Source organism: Trichodesmium erythraeum IMS101 (assembly GCF_000014265.1).
Lineage (GTDB): Bacteria > Cyanobacteriota > Cyanobacteriia > Cyanobacteriales > Microcoleaceae > Trichodesmium > Trichodesmium erythraeum.
In genome coordinates, this window is the sequence record NC_008312.1 from 6304711 (window position 1) to 6318686 (window position 13976).

Here is a 13976-nt window from a genome sequence, read left to right on the forward strand (position 1 = left end):
CAAATGATGTATGGAGTGAATAGTGAAAATCATGTAACGCTAGCATCTTACCCGCGTAGCTGTAACTTATAACAACGGAAAGCGCTGTAAATTTCACTCAAATAAAACTAGTTCAAATTTTTTTACAAATATGAGGGTGATCGGTGGGAGATGAAATGCACCTATCACATCTTTGAACAAATAATCTCTATTAAAGGTTTGAATAATAATTCAAGCAAATTCTCCACGCTTTTGCTAAGTCTATCTTGTAGCTTACTTTTCATTGATTAATTTTTGGTATTATCGGCGATCGTATTGGCTGATTGAGGATTTAGCTAAATTAGGACTTAGGCGGGTAAACCGATAAACCCGCTTTTTTAGTAGATCTCTAAAAACAACTATTTACTCTAAAAACCAGGGTATCTATGGGTAATTCCTATAAACTTTAAAATCTGATAATTATTACTGGTAAAACGTAATTGAAAAAAAAATAATTAATATAAATTAATCAATTGTGGAAAATTTTTGATTTTTTTCAGTTTTTATTTATGGGTTTATAGCCTAAAATATTGCAAAGTAATTCTTGAAAATATTGTTTATTTTACTTTGATATGAATTACATTTTTAATTGATCCCTATTAAGTTTTACCCGTATGTGTATTAATAAACACATCCATTTTTAATTACTTTTACAGATGATGTATCTATATATCAAGTAATTATAAAAATAATATAAAGTTTTATATTTTAATAAAAATATTAAGAAACTACATGTCAGAATGTATTTTATAAGCTCAAATAATGAGTCATTTAGATTCAAAATAATTAAAATCAAGTGATATAAATTTTTAGTTAGGAAAATTTTATGAAATCTAAATCTACTTTAGTTTGTCGTCATTGTCGATACTATTCACCAGAAGGAAGACGTGGTGGTTTTTGCCAAAAGTTAATGGCAGGAGTTGAAAGTAACTGGAAAGCCTGTTCACTGGCTCTGTCTCCTTTTGCCACATCCTGGGAAAATCTGAATGATACAGTTATGTGGAATCAGAAAATTGATCAAACATTAGAAGTAGTATTGCCCCTGCAACCTACTACTAATAACTTTTATCAAATAAATAATATGATTGGAGTTGCTTCTTATCATCAAGAAATTTAAGTACAGATTTAACATTTTCCCAGGGATAAAGAGGAATTCCTTTCAAGCCGTAGCTCCTCAGTGGGTTGAAATTTAATTATGTGAAGCACCCCTCCACCCCTCCAAGCTACCTACATCCTCTCCTGGGAGACCTTGGATAATTATTACTGTTTGTTTACTATTGAGATTTTTAAGTATACCAGAAACATTCAAATCTACTGAAATAATTGTTTGGTTTTCACGAATTATTTTAGTAGACAACTGATGATCGAAAATCTATTCTAGTATCTTTGAAATTAAGCTATTTTCACCACTACTTTTTCATACTTTTTAGACCCTTTGCTTTTCCTAACTTTTCTACATTTTATTGAATAGAAAAGTGGGGTAATATAACTACTGATCGTATCACGACTAATCCGAATTATAGCACTTGCTTGGGTCTTATTAATCCCATGTTATAAACTCAAATTAATGGATACTATGATCAAATTTTTATCAGAGCAAAATTAAATAAAAGTCGCCCCGAAGAGACGAGGCTTTATAAGCAATTTGCTGTTAATGAAAAATGCTAGACAAGTGGCACAAAGGTCACGGTAGCCAAGGATATTTACGAAAGTCTGGAGACCGTTTTTCTAAAAACGCCTTTTTACCTTCAGCTCCTTCCTCTGTCATGTAATAAAGAAGAGTAGCATTACCTGCCAATTCTTGTAGACCAGCTTGTCCATCACAATCAGCATTAAAAGCTGCTTTGAGACAACGAATAGCGATCGGGCTTTTTGCCAAAATTTCAAATGCCCACTTAATACCTTCTGTTTCTAACTCCTCTACTGGTACAACACAATTAACCAAACCCATGTCTAAAGCTTGTTCAGCTGTGTATTGCCGACAGAGAAACCAAATTTCTCGTGCTTTTTTCTGACCAACAATTCTTGCTAAATAACTAGCCCCAAAGCCTCCATCAAAACTACCTACCTTGGGGCCAGTTTGACCAAAAATTGCATTATCTGCGGCAATAGTTAGGTCACAAATAATATGCAAAACATGGCCTCCACCAATAGCATATCCAGCTACTAAAGCTATGACAACTTTAGGCATGGAACGAATTAACCGTTGTAAGTCCAAGACATTCAACCGTGGCACTCCGGCCTCATCTACATAACCTGCTGTACCTCGTACACTTTGGTCTCCACCAGAACAGAAAGCATATTTACCGTCTTTATGGGGTCCCGCACCTGTCAACAAAACCACTCCAATATTAGGGTCTTCACGAGCGTCAACAAAAGCATCATAAAGTTCAAATACAGTTTTAGGGCGAAAGGCATTACGTTTGTGAGGACGATTAATAGTTATTTTGGCAATTCCATCAGTTTTGTGGTAAAGAATATCGTTATACTCTTTAACAACTTGCCATTCTACTTGTGAAAGCTGATTACTCATATATCTAATATTCATAATGTTGCTCAACAAATATAACCCAAAAAACTTCTCTAAATAGGCTACGGTTTAATGGGGGTCAGTGCACGGAAAGCATTTGTTAAACCTCTATATCATTTCCCTTAAGCTATGTAGGGCAGTATTGAATCGGGGAAAATGAAATGATTTGAGTTGTCTGTCTAAATGATATCATAAGTAAAGCAAGGAGCATAGTTTTAACCTGCTTCAAGCAACGGCCTCGATCAACATCTGGTTTTAAACCATGGAGAACTCAAAGCATGATTGACGATCCAAGTTATCTGGTCCATAAAAAATGGATGAGTCGGGTATTAGAATTGGCCAAAACTGCTGGTGATGCTGGAGAGGTACCAGTAGCTGCTGCTGTAGTTAACTCAGATGGTAAGTTAGTTACAGAAGCTCAGAATCGACGAGAACGAGATTTTGACCCTACTGGTCATGCAGAAATATTGGCTTTACGACAAGCAGGACAAGTTTTGCAGAATTGGCACTTAAATCAATGTACTCTTTACGTTAATCTCGAACCTTGTCCAATGTGTACAGGGGCCATCTTGCAGGCAAGAATAGGTTTATTGGTCTACGGAGCGGACGATCCGAAAACTGGCACAGTTCGCACTGTGGCTAATTTTCCAGATAGTGTTTTTTCTAATCATCGTTTGTCTGTATTAGGGGGAATAATGGAAGGTGCTTGCCGTCAACAATTACAGTCTTGGTTTGCTAAGTTTAGATAATAGGAAAAGAAATCAATTGTGTTGTGAAATTCACTCTAATCTAGTCGCTTAAATATTATTTGTGGTTCTGGAAAAAAACGGGCAGCAAACTTAACTATGGTTTTAGAGGCAGCAGTAAAAAATATCAATGGGTAGTAAATTAGATAGTAAGAAAAAAGAAAAAATAGATCAAATATCTAAATAATCGGGATGAATTCAGGATATTGATATAATTTTTCATACAGGTAAGGTATTTTACTTCTTAATACTCTGAAAAAAAAATCAGAAAAAAGATATATATTATCTCAGGTATTTTGTCTATGAAGTTAGCATCAGAAGATTTAATCCCTAATTTCCAACCTAGCCAAATTGTTTGTTTGGAATATGAGTATACTTATTTATATGCGACAGTAATTCAGAACTTGGTAACACGAAAAATGTGTTGGGTTCGCCCTTTATTATTAAAAGTATTTGCTTCAGAAAGTAAGTCTGAAAATCATGAAGAAAATTCCGGAAAATTTACTATTTGGGATTTGCGAGAAGGTGCAGATTTAGTCTGGCCGATTTGTCTATTTAGAGAAGCTATTGATACAGAGTTTATTCCTCTTTTAACTGAATTAGAGTCCTTAGATAGTCAAGAGAAAGACCAGCCGGTATCACATCAAAAATTAAAACATTTTATTAGAAATGTTTGGCAAGCTTATCCTGATGTTTTTCCTGTAGTTGAAAGTTCATATTTGAATTTAAGTTAGGTTGAAAGCTATTTTGTGATTTGTTCTATGAACTAATAGTAGTTATAGCTCAATACAGTTCAGTGTGATATTCCCCAAGTGCCAAGTGAAAAAAAAGCAACCTCTTTTTTAATGAATTTTCTCAAACATAGTGATTACAAATGTTTGTTTTAAATAAGCCTAAAGTATATAGCAGTTCAATAGCTTTTATTGATTCTATAATTTTATTTGATACAGCAAAATGATAAACACTTTGATTTTTAATATCTCTATTTTAAAGATTAGATTCTTTAGCTATTCATGTAACTAAAATTTTCAGAAATTATTTTTGAGATTATTTTTAATGGGATGCTTTAATAAGTTCTCTAGCGACTATATTAAATAGCTGATAAGATATTTTTTTTTGTTTTTATGATTATAATTGAACATAGAAAAAAAATTGTTCAAACAAAAATTTAAGAGAAATTATTTGCTTTTTGAAATGATGATTATTCTTAAAGCATTCAACTATGATGACTTTGTTTTTGCTGACAATTTTACTATTAATAGTTAGGCATTTTTTGGGCGAAAAAATACTTGCTTATGCACCATTCTGTAGGAACTGTCACTGTAGGCAAGGGAACTATGCCGATCCCTAAAAATGGCTAAATCCCTTTTTTATTAATGATTAATGCTTTTTTGAAGTCAGAGTCTTTGCTTCTTACATTTTAGCCAATTTTATATTATAGTTTTGTGTAAGTTCTAGGGAATAGAGAGGAATAATTATTTAAACAGAAAAAAAAAGAAGAAAAACAACTACACTTCAGTAATCTTATAAACGCTATAATTAACTAAATACAGTTCAACAAGTTTCAGAAATTATTTTTATCTTAATAGCATAATTACATTTTTGATATTACACTATTATAGTAGACCGCTAATATATTGAATCTTTGTTAATATTTTACTGTCAATATATATACATCAACTTGGTCTAGCTATAAGTTAACTTGACTCAGTAATTAAGATATTTTTTCCTAGGATAAAAAAACTCTCTTATTAGTACCTAAACATAAATTTATCTAATAATTTTATATACTCAACCATTCCCTAAATCAAATATTCCATCAGATGCTATAGTTAAAATATAATATCAAAAATTACAGTTTTCTAAAAATCCAATCTTCATATATATATTTATAAATAAAATGCTTACTGAAGACAAACAAAAAACAAAACACAATTGGAAAAAAATAGCCAAACAATTTGAAGCAGTGGTTGGAAAAAAAGGTGTAGTTCAACGTAAAGAAGAATTATTAGTATACGAATGTGACGGTCTACCTAGTTATCGTCAAAGACCTGCATTAGTAATATTACCCCGCACCACCGAACAAGTCTCGGAAGCAGTAAAAATATGTCATAATCTCAATATTCCTTGGCTTCCAAGAGGTGCAGGAACAGGTCTTTCTGGAGGTGCATTACCAATAGAAAACTGCGTTTTAATCGTTACTTCATTAATGCAAAAAATCCTGAAAATAGACTTAGAAAATCAACAAGTTGTTGTACAACCAGGTATTATTAATAATTGGGTGACACAAGCAGTTAGTGGAGCTGGTTTCTATTATGCTCCCGACCCTTCCAGTCAAATTATTTGTTCAATTGGTGGGAATATTGCTGAAAATTCTGGAGGGGTTCATTGTCTCAAATATGGTGTCACAACTAACCATGTTTTAGGATTAAAAATAGTTACTCCTGAAGGTTCAATATTTGACATTGGCGGACCAATTTCAGAGATGCCTGGTTATGACTTAACAGGTTTATTTGTAGGGTCCGAAGGTACTTTGGGAATAGCTACAGAAATTACTCTGAGAATTCTTAAATCTCCTGAATCAGTATGTGTACTTTTAGCAGGATTTCCTACTATTGAAAGTACTGGGCAAGCTGTGTCGGATATTATCAGCGCCGGCATAATTCCTGGGGGAATGGAAATTATGGATAATTTTAGTATTAATGCTGTAGAAGATATAGTTAATACTGGTTTATATCCTCGGAATGCAGCAGCTGTTTTATTGGTAGAATTAGATGGTTCAGAGTTAGAAGTTGATGTGAATAAACAACGAGTAAAAGAAATATGTGAACTGAATCAAGCTATAGAAATTACTACCGCTAATGAACCAGAAAAACGGATGAAATTATGGAAAGGGCGAAAAGCTGCTTTTGCTGCTGCTGGTAATATTAGTAAAAATTATTATGTACAAGATGGCGTGATACCTCGGACAAAAATGGCTTATGTTTTGGGTGAAATTGAGGCAATAAGTAAGAAATATGGTTATCGTATTGCAAATGTATTTCATGCAGGAGATGGGAATCTTCACCCTTTAATTTTATATGATGATTCTCTAGAGGGAGATTTGGAAAAAGTAGAAGAAATAGGTGGGGAAATTCTCAAGTTATGTGTAGAGGTTGGTGGTAGTTTGTCTGGAGAACATGGCATTGGTTCAGATAAGAAGTGTTATATGCCTTTGATGTTTAATGAGACTGATTTGGAAACTATGCAATGGGTAAGAAGTGTTTTTAATCCGAAAGGTTTAGCTAATCCTGAAAAAATATTTCCTACGCCTCGAACTTGCGGAGAATCTGCTAATGTTCAAAAGGTTAAGCATTTTGAAGGAGCGGAAGTTTTTTAGACCATATCATGTCCGGATAATTAGTGCTTAAAAAGTATATGGTTTTTAGTAGAGATTTGGCCCTTGAAATATCTATCTTAGAGCTCAAGCCTTACTGCAAGCTTTAAGGGACCAGGGTTTCTCTGGCTGAAAAATCCCCCTTGGTTGGGCAAGTGCAATGTTGGGAGTATAGAGTTTAGGCAACTTACTTTTTTGTGATGATATCCTTTAAGGCCTCAAGAAAGAATAACTCTTGCCCTAATATTTTAGATCCTCTTGTCTTAACCAACTATATAGCCTTTCTTTTTCCAACACAGGTACACCAAAATAAAATTCACAGGCATAAAACCCTTCATCCTCAAGACCAACTGTATTAATATTCTTTTGATGTAAAGATTCAATAGTGTTTTGTTGCTCCAAGACACTAGCAAACTTCCGACCTTTCTTAAACGGAACACTGCTTTTGAGCAGAGTATAATCATAATCCTGAAACACTTTGTTAATTTCAGAAGAATAAAATGCTCGATAGATAACAAAAGCAAATAACGGTGATAAAGATTTATGAGAGATGATAGGAAATATTTGCTGAAAGAAATATTCACCAATGTATCCAAGAGAACCTGTCGCAATAAAGAGATCGGTTGTTTCAACAATGTGTTTCAACTCCTCCGGTAATGGCTCATGTCTCATATCAAAACAATAGGCTTTTTCACAAACCTGAACTCGTTCGGCAAAATCCATGGCAGGTTTAGAATTATCTGATAGATAAAATTTATATTCTGTATGACGGATGTCTTGATGCTTATAGAATCTTTCTATTTCTGCCCATGTTGGTTCTTGAGCGCCATCTCTCTCGATGAAAAAATCAATGAGTTGAGCCATCGTTAAATCATGGAGCAAAAGTGTAGAAATTATACCATAAGATGCACCAATATCAACAATGTTTATAGGGCGTTGTTCTTTTTCATATAACATTTTCAACAGTGGGCGAAGATATCGGATACCATAATCAGGTACTCTATATTCTTGTTGAGATACTATCTGTAAATATGATGCTGGGGTTGGCTGAACGTAAACTTCTGACCAGTTAGCTTTCTTGCTAATATCCATGATGATTTTCCTTTGTATATATCAAATACAGCAGTTTTCATTTTAGTAAACTACAGTAGGGAGCTTGCATGGAACGTCCCTATAAGGTTTTGGTTGTGACGATGTGGTTGATTAATCTGAAAAGCGCTGTAAGCAAGTCGATTCTTGTCTCATAATAAGTCTAAACAATATTTTCAACAAGACTTACGCAGTGCAGCTATATATAGTGCATTATTGACAATAAATTCAGATATTGATACTACAAGTATTGTCTTTACGTAAGTCTTATTCAATAAGCATGAACTGAAGCTCCTTACTGAGAATATACATATCATGAACGTATTGAAATATTTGTAGGGCAAGGGATTTACTTCAGAGGATGCCTATTGGAGAACAAATGCTTAGGGTCGTAATGTCATTAAAGGTCTTGATAAGCTTGCCAAGTGAATGTTATTCTTGAGAGCTAGTATTAGGCCAGCAGCTTCAGCATAGCTGTGAGCCTCAATAACATTATTTAATTGGAGTTTAGATTGAGAGACATCTAAAATGGTCTGATTCTCTCGCACAGCAATAACGGGTATATTATATTTTTCTGCCTGTAAAATAGGCACCCCTCCTAAACAAGTTGTAGGTATAACTACAGCTAATACATTATTAATATTGATAATATCCGCTATGCGGTTTTTGGATTGTTTAATTTGTGGCGCTTTTTGTAAACCAACTAATATACAGGCTAAACCACTTGTGGAAGCCATCTCTCCTGCTCCTCTTGCATCAACAATATTATTTACCAAATCTAAATCTTTAATATTTAGCAAAGGGGCGTGAGCAACAGGGATTTGGAATTTTTTCATCATAAGGTGTGACATAATGGCTTCAACACCACCAACAGGATTGGGACATTCACCTCGGAAATGCTTGGCGTAAATTTCAGAAGGTAAATCTTGAACATTTGTTGTGATAGCTATAGCATTAGCCCCTTTTTGAATCAGTTCTTGGCCAGCATTAATTAACACCTCAGGGTTATCCACACTACCCACAAAGGCTCCTACTTCATTTTGAATGCATCGACTGTAAATCGGTTCATCTGTAATTACAGGGTCTATGATATTAACACCATATATAGCTCTGACAGCATTAATCAGATTAAACAGAATGTCAATTTTCCAATCCTCTGATTTTTCAATAATTAGTCCGACGGTATTAGCATACGGAAGATGAAAATTGATGTAACCCCCACAAAATAGGTCAATAGAATGCCCTTCTGCATAGACAACATTATTCTTTAAGTTGATAAAATTGGAGGCATTAACTGTGTTAGGATTGGTAATTAAATAATCAACAGTAGAAGCTAACAAGTTAGCTGTTGGCGTGGCATCACCAGCATACCCTCCAATACTACAACCAATACCTGTGGGAATAATGTTTACCACCACAGTTTTCCCAGGATAATACTGTCCCTCTACAGACTCATCTATTTCAGCAAACTATTTAGAGTACAGTGTAGCTTAGATAATTATTTCATCTGATGTGATTTGGCTAATATACCAGCGAATAGCATCTTTTCCAACTACCTGTTTGATAACATCAATTAATGAAGTGTTTGGCGTTATTTCTGATTTATTAATGCGATATTGTTTATTCTTAATCATTTCAGAAAACCTTTGTAGTAATTTTTTGGCAGGGGACAAAGTCAGACTATAATTTCATGCGGTATTGATATAGTTCCTCATAAAAAGGTAGGCATTCTTCAAAAATGAGCTTTAAATGCTCAGGTAAGGTTGTTTCCTGCTGAGTAAAAGCAATAAATCCACTTGAATTGATAATTGTTGTATACCAACTTTTTGCCCATAGAGGATCTGTTTCTCTCATGCCGGCCTGCCATGTCAACATTTTCTCAGAATAATATAAGCCTAGTTTCGTGCATAATATCTGTAAAACTTTTTTGGGATTTTTTATTAAGTCAGTTGAATCAACAACAAGTGGTACTTTTTCAGTTTTGTCCTTAATTAGAAAGAAAAGATTATACAGATCTTCCATACCAATTTCATGCAAGGTAAAATTTTTTGGATAGTTGTATATTTTTTGTCTCGAGGCAATAATTTCACGAGGATGTCTGATTAGAAAAAAATTATCAAGGCACATTAAATGGTCTAGATCTAGGTTTTTGGGAAGATTGTTAGCCGTATGTTTTTGAAATGAAAAAGAGTACCCTTGAGGTAAATTACCAGTTATTTTCGATATAACTTTTTCATAATTAGTTTCATACCGTTCAATAATTTCTAATCTGTGGGGATGATCAAACCCTTGTGTTGTTAAATATGGAGGATAAAATGGCTCATCAAAAACTACACATCCGTCCAATTCTTGAAAAGCTCGCGTCATAAGTGTTGAACGACTTCTCGCACAAGTCCACATCGCAATATGCTTGTTAGCTGTCATGTAGCTCCTTGATTATGGCATTTTTAATGAATTTTGAGTCTTCCTATACAGAGGCATTGCATTTCTTAGAATCGTACTTTTTTTTATCAATTATTTCCTCTTACTCTCTACTCCCTAATTTTGCTAATAACTTCTCGCACTCGATAAATTGGACGTTCTTGAGATTCGTGATAAGTTCGCATGAGTAACTCTGCTAATAAACCAAAACTGAATAATTGTAAACCAGCTAGTAATAAAACAACAACCAAAATTAGTAGAGGGCGATCGCCAATATTCTCACCAAAGCCAAGTTTTAAAATAGTTAAATAAATCCCAAAAACTAACCCTAACCCCCCAGAAACTAAACCTAACATTCCAAAAATGTGCATAGGTCTAGTGAGGAATTTCTTCATAAAAAATACCGTTAATAAATCCATAACAACTCGAAAAGTTCGCCCTAACCCATACTTACTTTTACCATAGCAACGAGCATAGTGGTTAACTGGTATTTCTGCAATTCTTGCTCCTTCAATAAAAGCTAAAGCGGGTAAAAATCTATGTAATTCACCATAAAGGTTCATATCAGCAACTAACTCCAAACGATAAGCTTTTAAAGAACAGCCATAATCATGTAAATTGACTCCTGTTACTTTGGCAATTATCCAATTAGCAATTTTAGAAGGAAGTAGTCGTGTAACAAAATTATCTTGCCTATTTTTTCGCCATCCACTCACCAAATCATAACCTTCATCTAGCTTAGATAATAATAGTGGAATATCTGCAGGGTCGTTCTGTAAATCTCCATCTAAAGTCACAACTATTTTACCAGTAGCATGCTTAAATCCTGCTGCCATAGCTGCAGTTTGCCCATAATTTCGACGGAGAATTACTACTTTTAAATCTGTACGTTTTTGAGCTAATTCTGTTAGAAGTTTTGTTGAACCATCCTGAGAACCATCATCTACACAGATAATTTCGTAAGTAAGTTTATTTTCTATTAAAGTAGTAGAAATATTTGTCAGTAGTTGAGGAATACTAGCAACTTCATTGTAAATAGGCGTCACAATAGATATATCTAATTGAGTAGGGGAACCTTTATATAGCTCTATCTCTTGAATATGTAGGTGGTTACTCATTATTAATTATTCATCCAATTTTTTGAGAAAGTTTAGTTTTAAGCATTTAGTTTAAGTCTTTTACTATCAAGTATCCATACTGACAACTTATAAAATTTATAACAAAGGTTTTGAAATTTCCCTGAGAAGTTTAATCCATTACTATAATATCTGTTAAACCTCCTATTATTATAATTAAATATGCTATAAAAATGCAGATAAAATCAATCTCAATTTTTGTGATAATGAACCTCTTATGCCATATACTATCAGTACAATTATAGTAGATAAAAATTGTATAATGTGCTTAATTATTAATGCTAAACCTATTATAAATAGAGTGATATATAGCAAATATAAACTGAATAAATTTTTGAGTTTAGCATTTAATTAATTTTTGTGTTATTCCTCACCTACTTTCATCATACTAGGCTTTATTTAATATCTATTTTCAGACTGAAATTAACGTTTAATTTACTTTGTTATCTTTTCCTTTTAGCTAGCCAAATTTTCAATCTATTACATAAAACCTGAAAACCATGAGAAAAAGTCGGTAAACGTTGTAAATAAACACTAAGTCTCACTAAAGCAGCTAACCAACCATGCAAACTAATACCAAAACTCGAAACAGCAGCAGAATTTACTCCCAAAGTAATCATTTCTCCTAAGTGTAAATAACGAAAAGGTTTGGGACGTTTATTATTTAAAATTGCCCAGAGATTTTTTGCTGCTTGACTTGCTTGTTGATAAGCAACTTGAGCTGTAGCTGGAAGTTTTTTACCATTGGGATATAAAATCTCAGCAATATCTCCCAAGGCAAAAACTTCTGAATAGCCAACTAATTGTAAAGTTTGCTCGCAAATAAGTTGACCTCTAGAATTGTGGTAACAATTCAAATTTTTAACCCACTCTCTTACTTGAGTACCTGCAGTCCACAGTACCAAATCTGTTAGAATAATAACACTTTCATTAGACTGCCATAAAGTAATTTTGTCAACTTCAATAGTATCAACAGTTGTCTCTAAACTTATTAAAACATTTCGTTTATCTAAAGCACGTTGAGCATTTTTACGAGTAGCTGGAGTAAAGTTTTTTAGTATTTCTTTTCCTCTTTCTATTAAGCGTATTTCTCCTCGTCTTCCTAATCTATCTGCTATTTTTCCTGCCAACTCTACTCCACTTGGACCACCACCCACAATAGATACTCGAATTAATTCTTGATTAGAATTTTCCAAAGTTTGTAGTTTTTTCTCTAATATTTGAGCATCAGCTAAAGTTCGGAATGTTAAAACATTTTCTGCAGTAGTTGGTAATTTTCCATTAGTAACACCCACCGTAATAACTAAGTAGTCATAAGCTAAACTTCCTTGTTCTAAAAGTTTAACTTTACGAGCTTTAAAATCAATATTTTGAATCGTATCTTGACAAAAAAGTATTTTCTTATTTTGTAGAAGTTTAGCAAAAGAGGGAGCTATTTCCCAAGTTTGGAGTTCATCTGTAATTACCTCATACAGTAGGGGAGTAAAAACAAGATGATCATGTTGATCTATTAATATAACTTCACAATTTTTATGTTTAAAACCCCAAAAACTATTCAGATACAATGCCGTGTAAAGACCACCAAAGCCACTACCCAATATGCAAATTTTTGTGATTTTATTACTTGGTTTTTCTCCTTGAGGTATTTCTCCAGTTTCCATAGTTTCTCATGTTGATAAATATTAACCTTTTGTGTTGCTAGATTGTATAATATAAAATTAACTTTTGGAAGCGATCGCTTTATTCAATAAGAGCGCAAAGTAAAAAAAAGATAATGCTGTTTATTTGCTTGAGCTGAGTAAGCTACTTGTTTCTTGCTTACCTATTTGTTCCAAATCACTTCACAACAGATTCTAATAGTATAAAATACTATAAACTGAATAAATCTGTAGTTGCCCAATTTATCGACCACTTTTCTCTATTCAGTAGATAACCTCTAGTGACTTTTGTGGCGTTCAAATCTCTACTAATTAAGTCTGCAACATATTTTTTCTGAGTAGCCAAGGTAAATTCCTCCATGTTCAGATTTTTAAATAGAAGATTTTCCCTAAATAAATTTATAAGTTATAATTTTGTATCATCAAATACTATAAGCTGATTAGTCAAAGCATATATAATTATCAAATGAATAATCACAACAATCAAAACTTTAAAGAAAATCCTGAACTAGATCAGGGATATGTATCAAATTCATTGAACCCTTTCTCTAAATTTTTCAAATCAATCCAAGTTTTTTTTGCACAGTTCTTAGAATGGTTTCAGCAACTTCCTCAATGGGGAAAAATTATAGGTTTAATTATTATCCCCATCTTTGCCATCAAGATATTAGAAGCAGTTGTCAGTTTAGTTTCTTTGTTGATTACTATAGGTGTATTTGCCGGGGTTATTTATGTAGGATATCGCTTTTTAATCATTCCTAATTCACCAGAAAAAGGTCAGGATAAAAATACTAATATCTAGATTTTGCAGATAATAATTAATTATTATAAATCTCGCTAAATTAAAATTTCAAAAGTATTCAATAGATTGATTATGTCTATCTATAATACTAGAGAAAAACCTTCTTAAAATAATAGATATAAGTACACAATTTTTGAATTTTAGGTAATAGTAAGAAATACTAGAAGAACAAACTTAAAAATTTTACTTATCAGTTCTCA

Annotated in this window: 14 protein-coding genes; 5 read left to right on the forward strand and 9 right to left on the reverse strand. The window is 33.1% G+C overall.

Annotation, left to right across the window (positions count from 1 at the left end; all coding sequences use genetic code 11):
* The first annotated feature begins 844 nt into the window (after positions 1 to 844).
* Complete coding sequence (locus TERY_RS19635; protein ID WP_011613425.1) at positions 845 to 1135, forward strand: hypothetical protein; 291 nt, start codon at positions 845 to 847, stop codon at positions 1133 to 1135.
* Between the two features lie 72 nt (positions 1136 to 1207).
* On the opposite strand, the gene TERY_RS33635 is transcribed toward TERY_RS19635, so the two are convergent.
* Together TERY_RS33635 and menB are read right to left on the reverse strand one after the other, a co-directional pair.
* Positions 1208 to 1375 (reverse strand): hypothetical protein, encoded by a 168-nt coding sequence (locus TERY_RS33635; protein WP_155994514.1) that lies wholly within the window; start codon positions 1373 to 1375, stop codon positions 1208 to 1210.
* 327 nt (positions 1376 to 1702) lie between these two features.
* Entirely contained in the window at positions 1703 to 2566 is an 864-nt protein-coding gene (gene menB, locus TERY_RS19640) for a 1,4-dihydroxy-2-naphthoyl-CoA synthase (protein ID WP_011613426.1), read from the reverse strand.
* Positions 2567 to 2826: 260 nt separating this feature from the next.
* On the opposite strand from menB, the gene TERY_RS19645 reads away from it, so the two are divergent.
* The 3 genes from TERY_RS19645 (at position 2827) to glcD (ending at position 6673) form a co-directional block, all read left to right on the forward strand.
* Positions 2827 to 3297, forward strand: coding sequence for a deaminase (locus TERY_RS19645; protein WP_011613427.1), 471 nt, complete (start codon positions 2827 to 2829; stop codon positions 3295 to 3297).
* Between the two features lie 299 nt (positions 3298 to 3596).
* Positions 3597 to 4028, forward strand: coding sequence for a hypothetical protein (locus TERY_RS19650; protein ID WP_011613428.1), 432 nt, complete (start codon positions 3597 to 3599; stop codon positions 4026 to 4028).
* Positions 4029 to 5194: 1166 nt separating this feature from the next.
* Positions 5195 to 6673: a glycolate oxidase subunit GlcD gene (gene glcD / locus TERY_RS19655; RefSeq protein ID WP_011613429.1), complete on the forward strand. Its 1479-nt coding sequence runs from the start codon at positions 5195 to 5197 to the stop codon at positions 6671 to 6673.
* 237 nt (positions 6674 to 6910) lie between these two features.
* Here the strand turns inward: glcD and TERY_RS19660 are convergent, their stop codons facing one another.
* From TERY_RS19660 to TERY_RS35425, 7 genes are all read right to left on the reverse strand, one after another.
* Positions 6911 to 7762 carry a hypothetical protein gene (locus tag TERY_RS19660; protein WP_011613430.1) on the reverse strand — a complete coding sequence of 284 codons (852 nt, stop codon included), beginning with the start codon at positions 7760 to 7762 and terminating at the stop codon, positions 6911 to 6913.
* Positions 7763 to 8142: 380 nt separating this feature from the next.
* Positions 8143 to 9177 carry a DUF3326 domain-containing protein gene (locus TERY_RS19665; RefSeq protein WP_011613431.1) on the reverse strand — a complete coding sequence of 345 codons (1035 nt, stop codon included), beginning with the start codon at positions 9175 to 9177 and terminating at the stop codon, positions 8143 to 8145.
* Positions 9178 to 9249: 72 nt separating this feature from the next.
* The gene (locus TERY_RS33640) at positions 9250 to 9432 is read right to left on the reverse strand and encodes a hypothetical protein (protein ID WP_155994516.1); all 183 of its coding nucleotides are present in this window, start codon (positions 9430 to 9432) and stop codon (positions 9250 to 9252) included.
* Between the two features lie 7 nt (positions 9433 to 9439).
* The gene (locus tag TERY_RS25750; protein WP_011613432.1) at positions 9440 to 10183 is read right to left on the reverse strand and encodes a sulfotransferase family protein; all 744 of its coding nucleotides are present in this window, start codon (positions 10181 to 10183) and stop codon (positions 9440 to 9442) included.
* 107 nt (positions 10184 to 10290) lie between these two features.
* Positions 10291 to 11298: a glycosyltransferase gene (locus TERY_RS19675; RefSeq protein WP_011613433.1), complete on the reverse strand. Its 1008-nt coding sequence runs from the start codon at positions 11296 to 11298 to the stop codon at positions 10291 to 10293.
* 461 nt (positions 11299 to 11759) lie between these two features.
* Entirely contained in the window at positions 11760 to 12977 is a 1218-nt protein-coding gene (locus tag TERY_RS19680; protein ID WP_011613434.1) for an FAD-dependent oxidoreductase, read from the reverse strand.
* A gap of 208 nt (positions 12978 to 13185) precedes the next feature.
* A complete protein-coding gene (locus TERY_RS35425; RefSeq protein ID WP_196797126.1) occupies positions 13186 to 13335 on the reverse strand; it encodes a hypothetical protein in 150 nt (49 codons plus the stop codon).
* A 105-nt stretch (positions 13336 to 13440) separates the two neighbouring features.
* Here TERY_RS35425 and TERY_RS19685 point away from each other — a divergent pair, with 105 nt between their 5' ends.
* On the forward strand, positions 13441 to 13776 hold the full coding sequence (locus tag TERY_RS19685) for a hypothetical protein (protein WP_011613435.1): 336 nt from the start codon (positions 13441 to 13443) through the stop codon (positions 13774 to 13776).
* Positions 13777 to 13976: the final 200 nt, after the last annotated feature.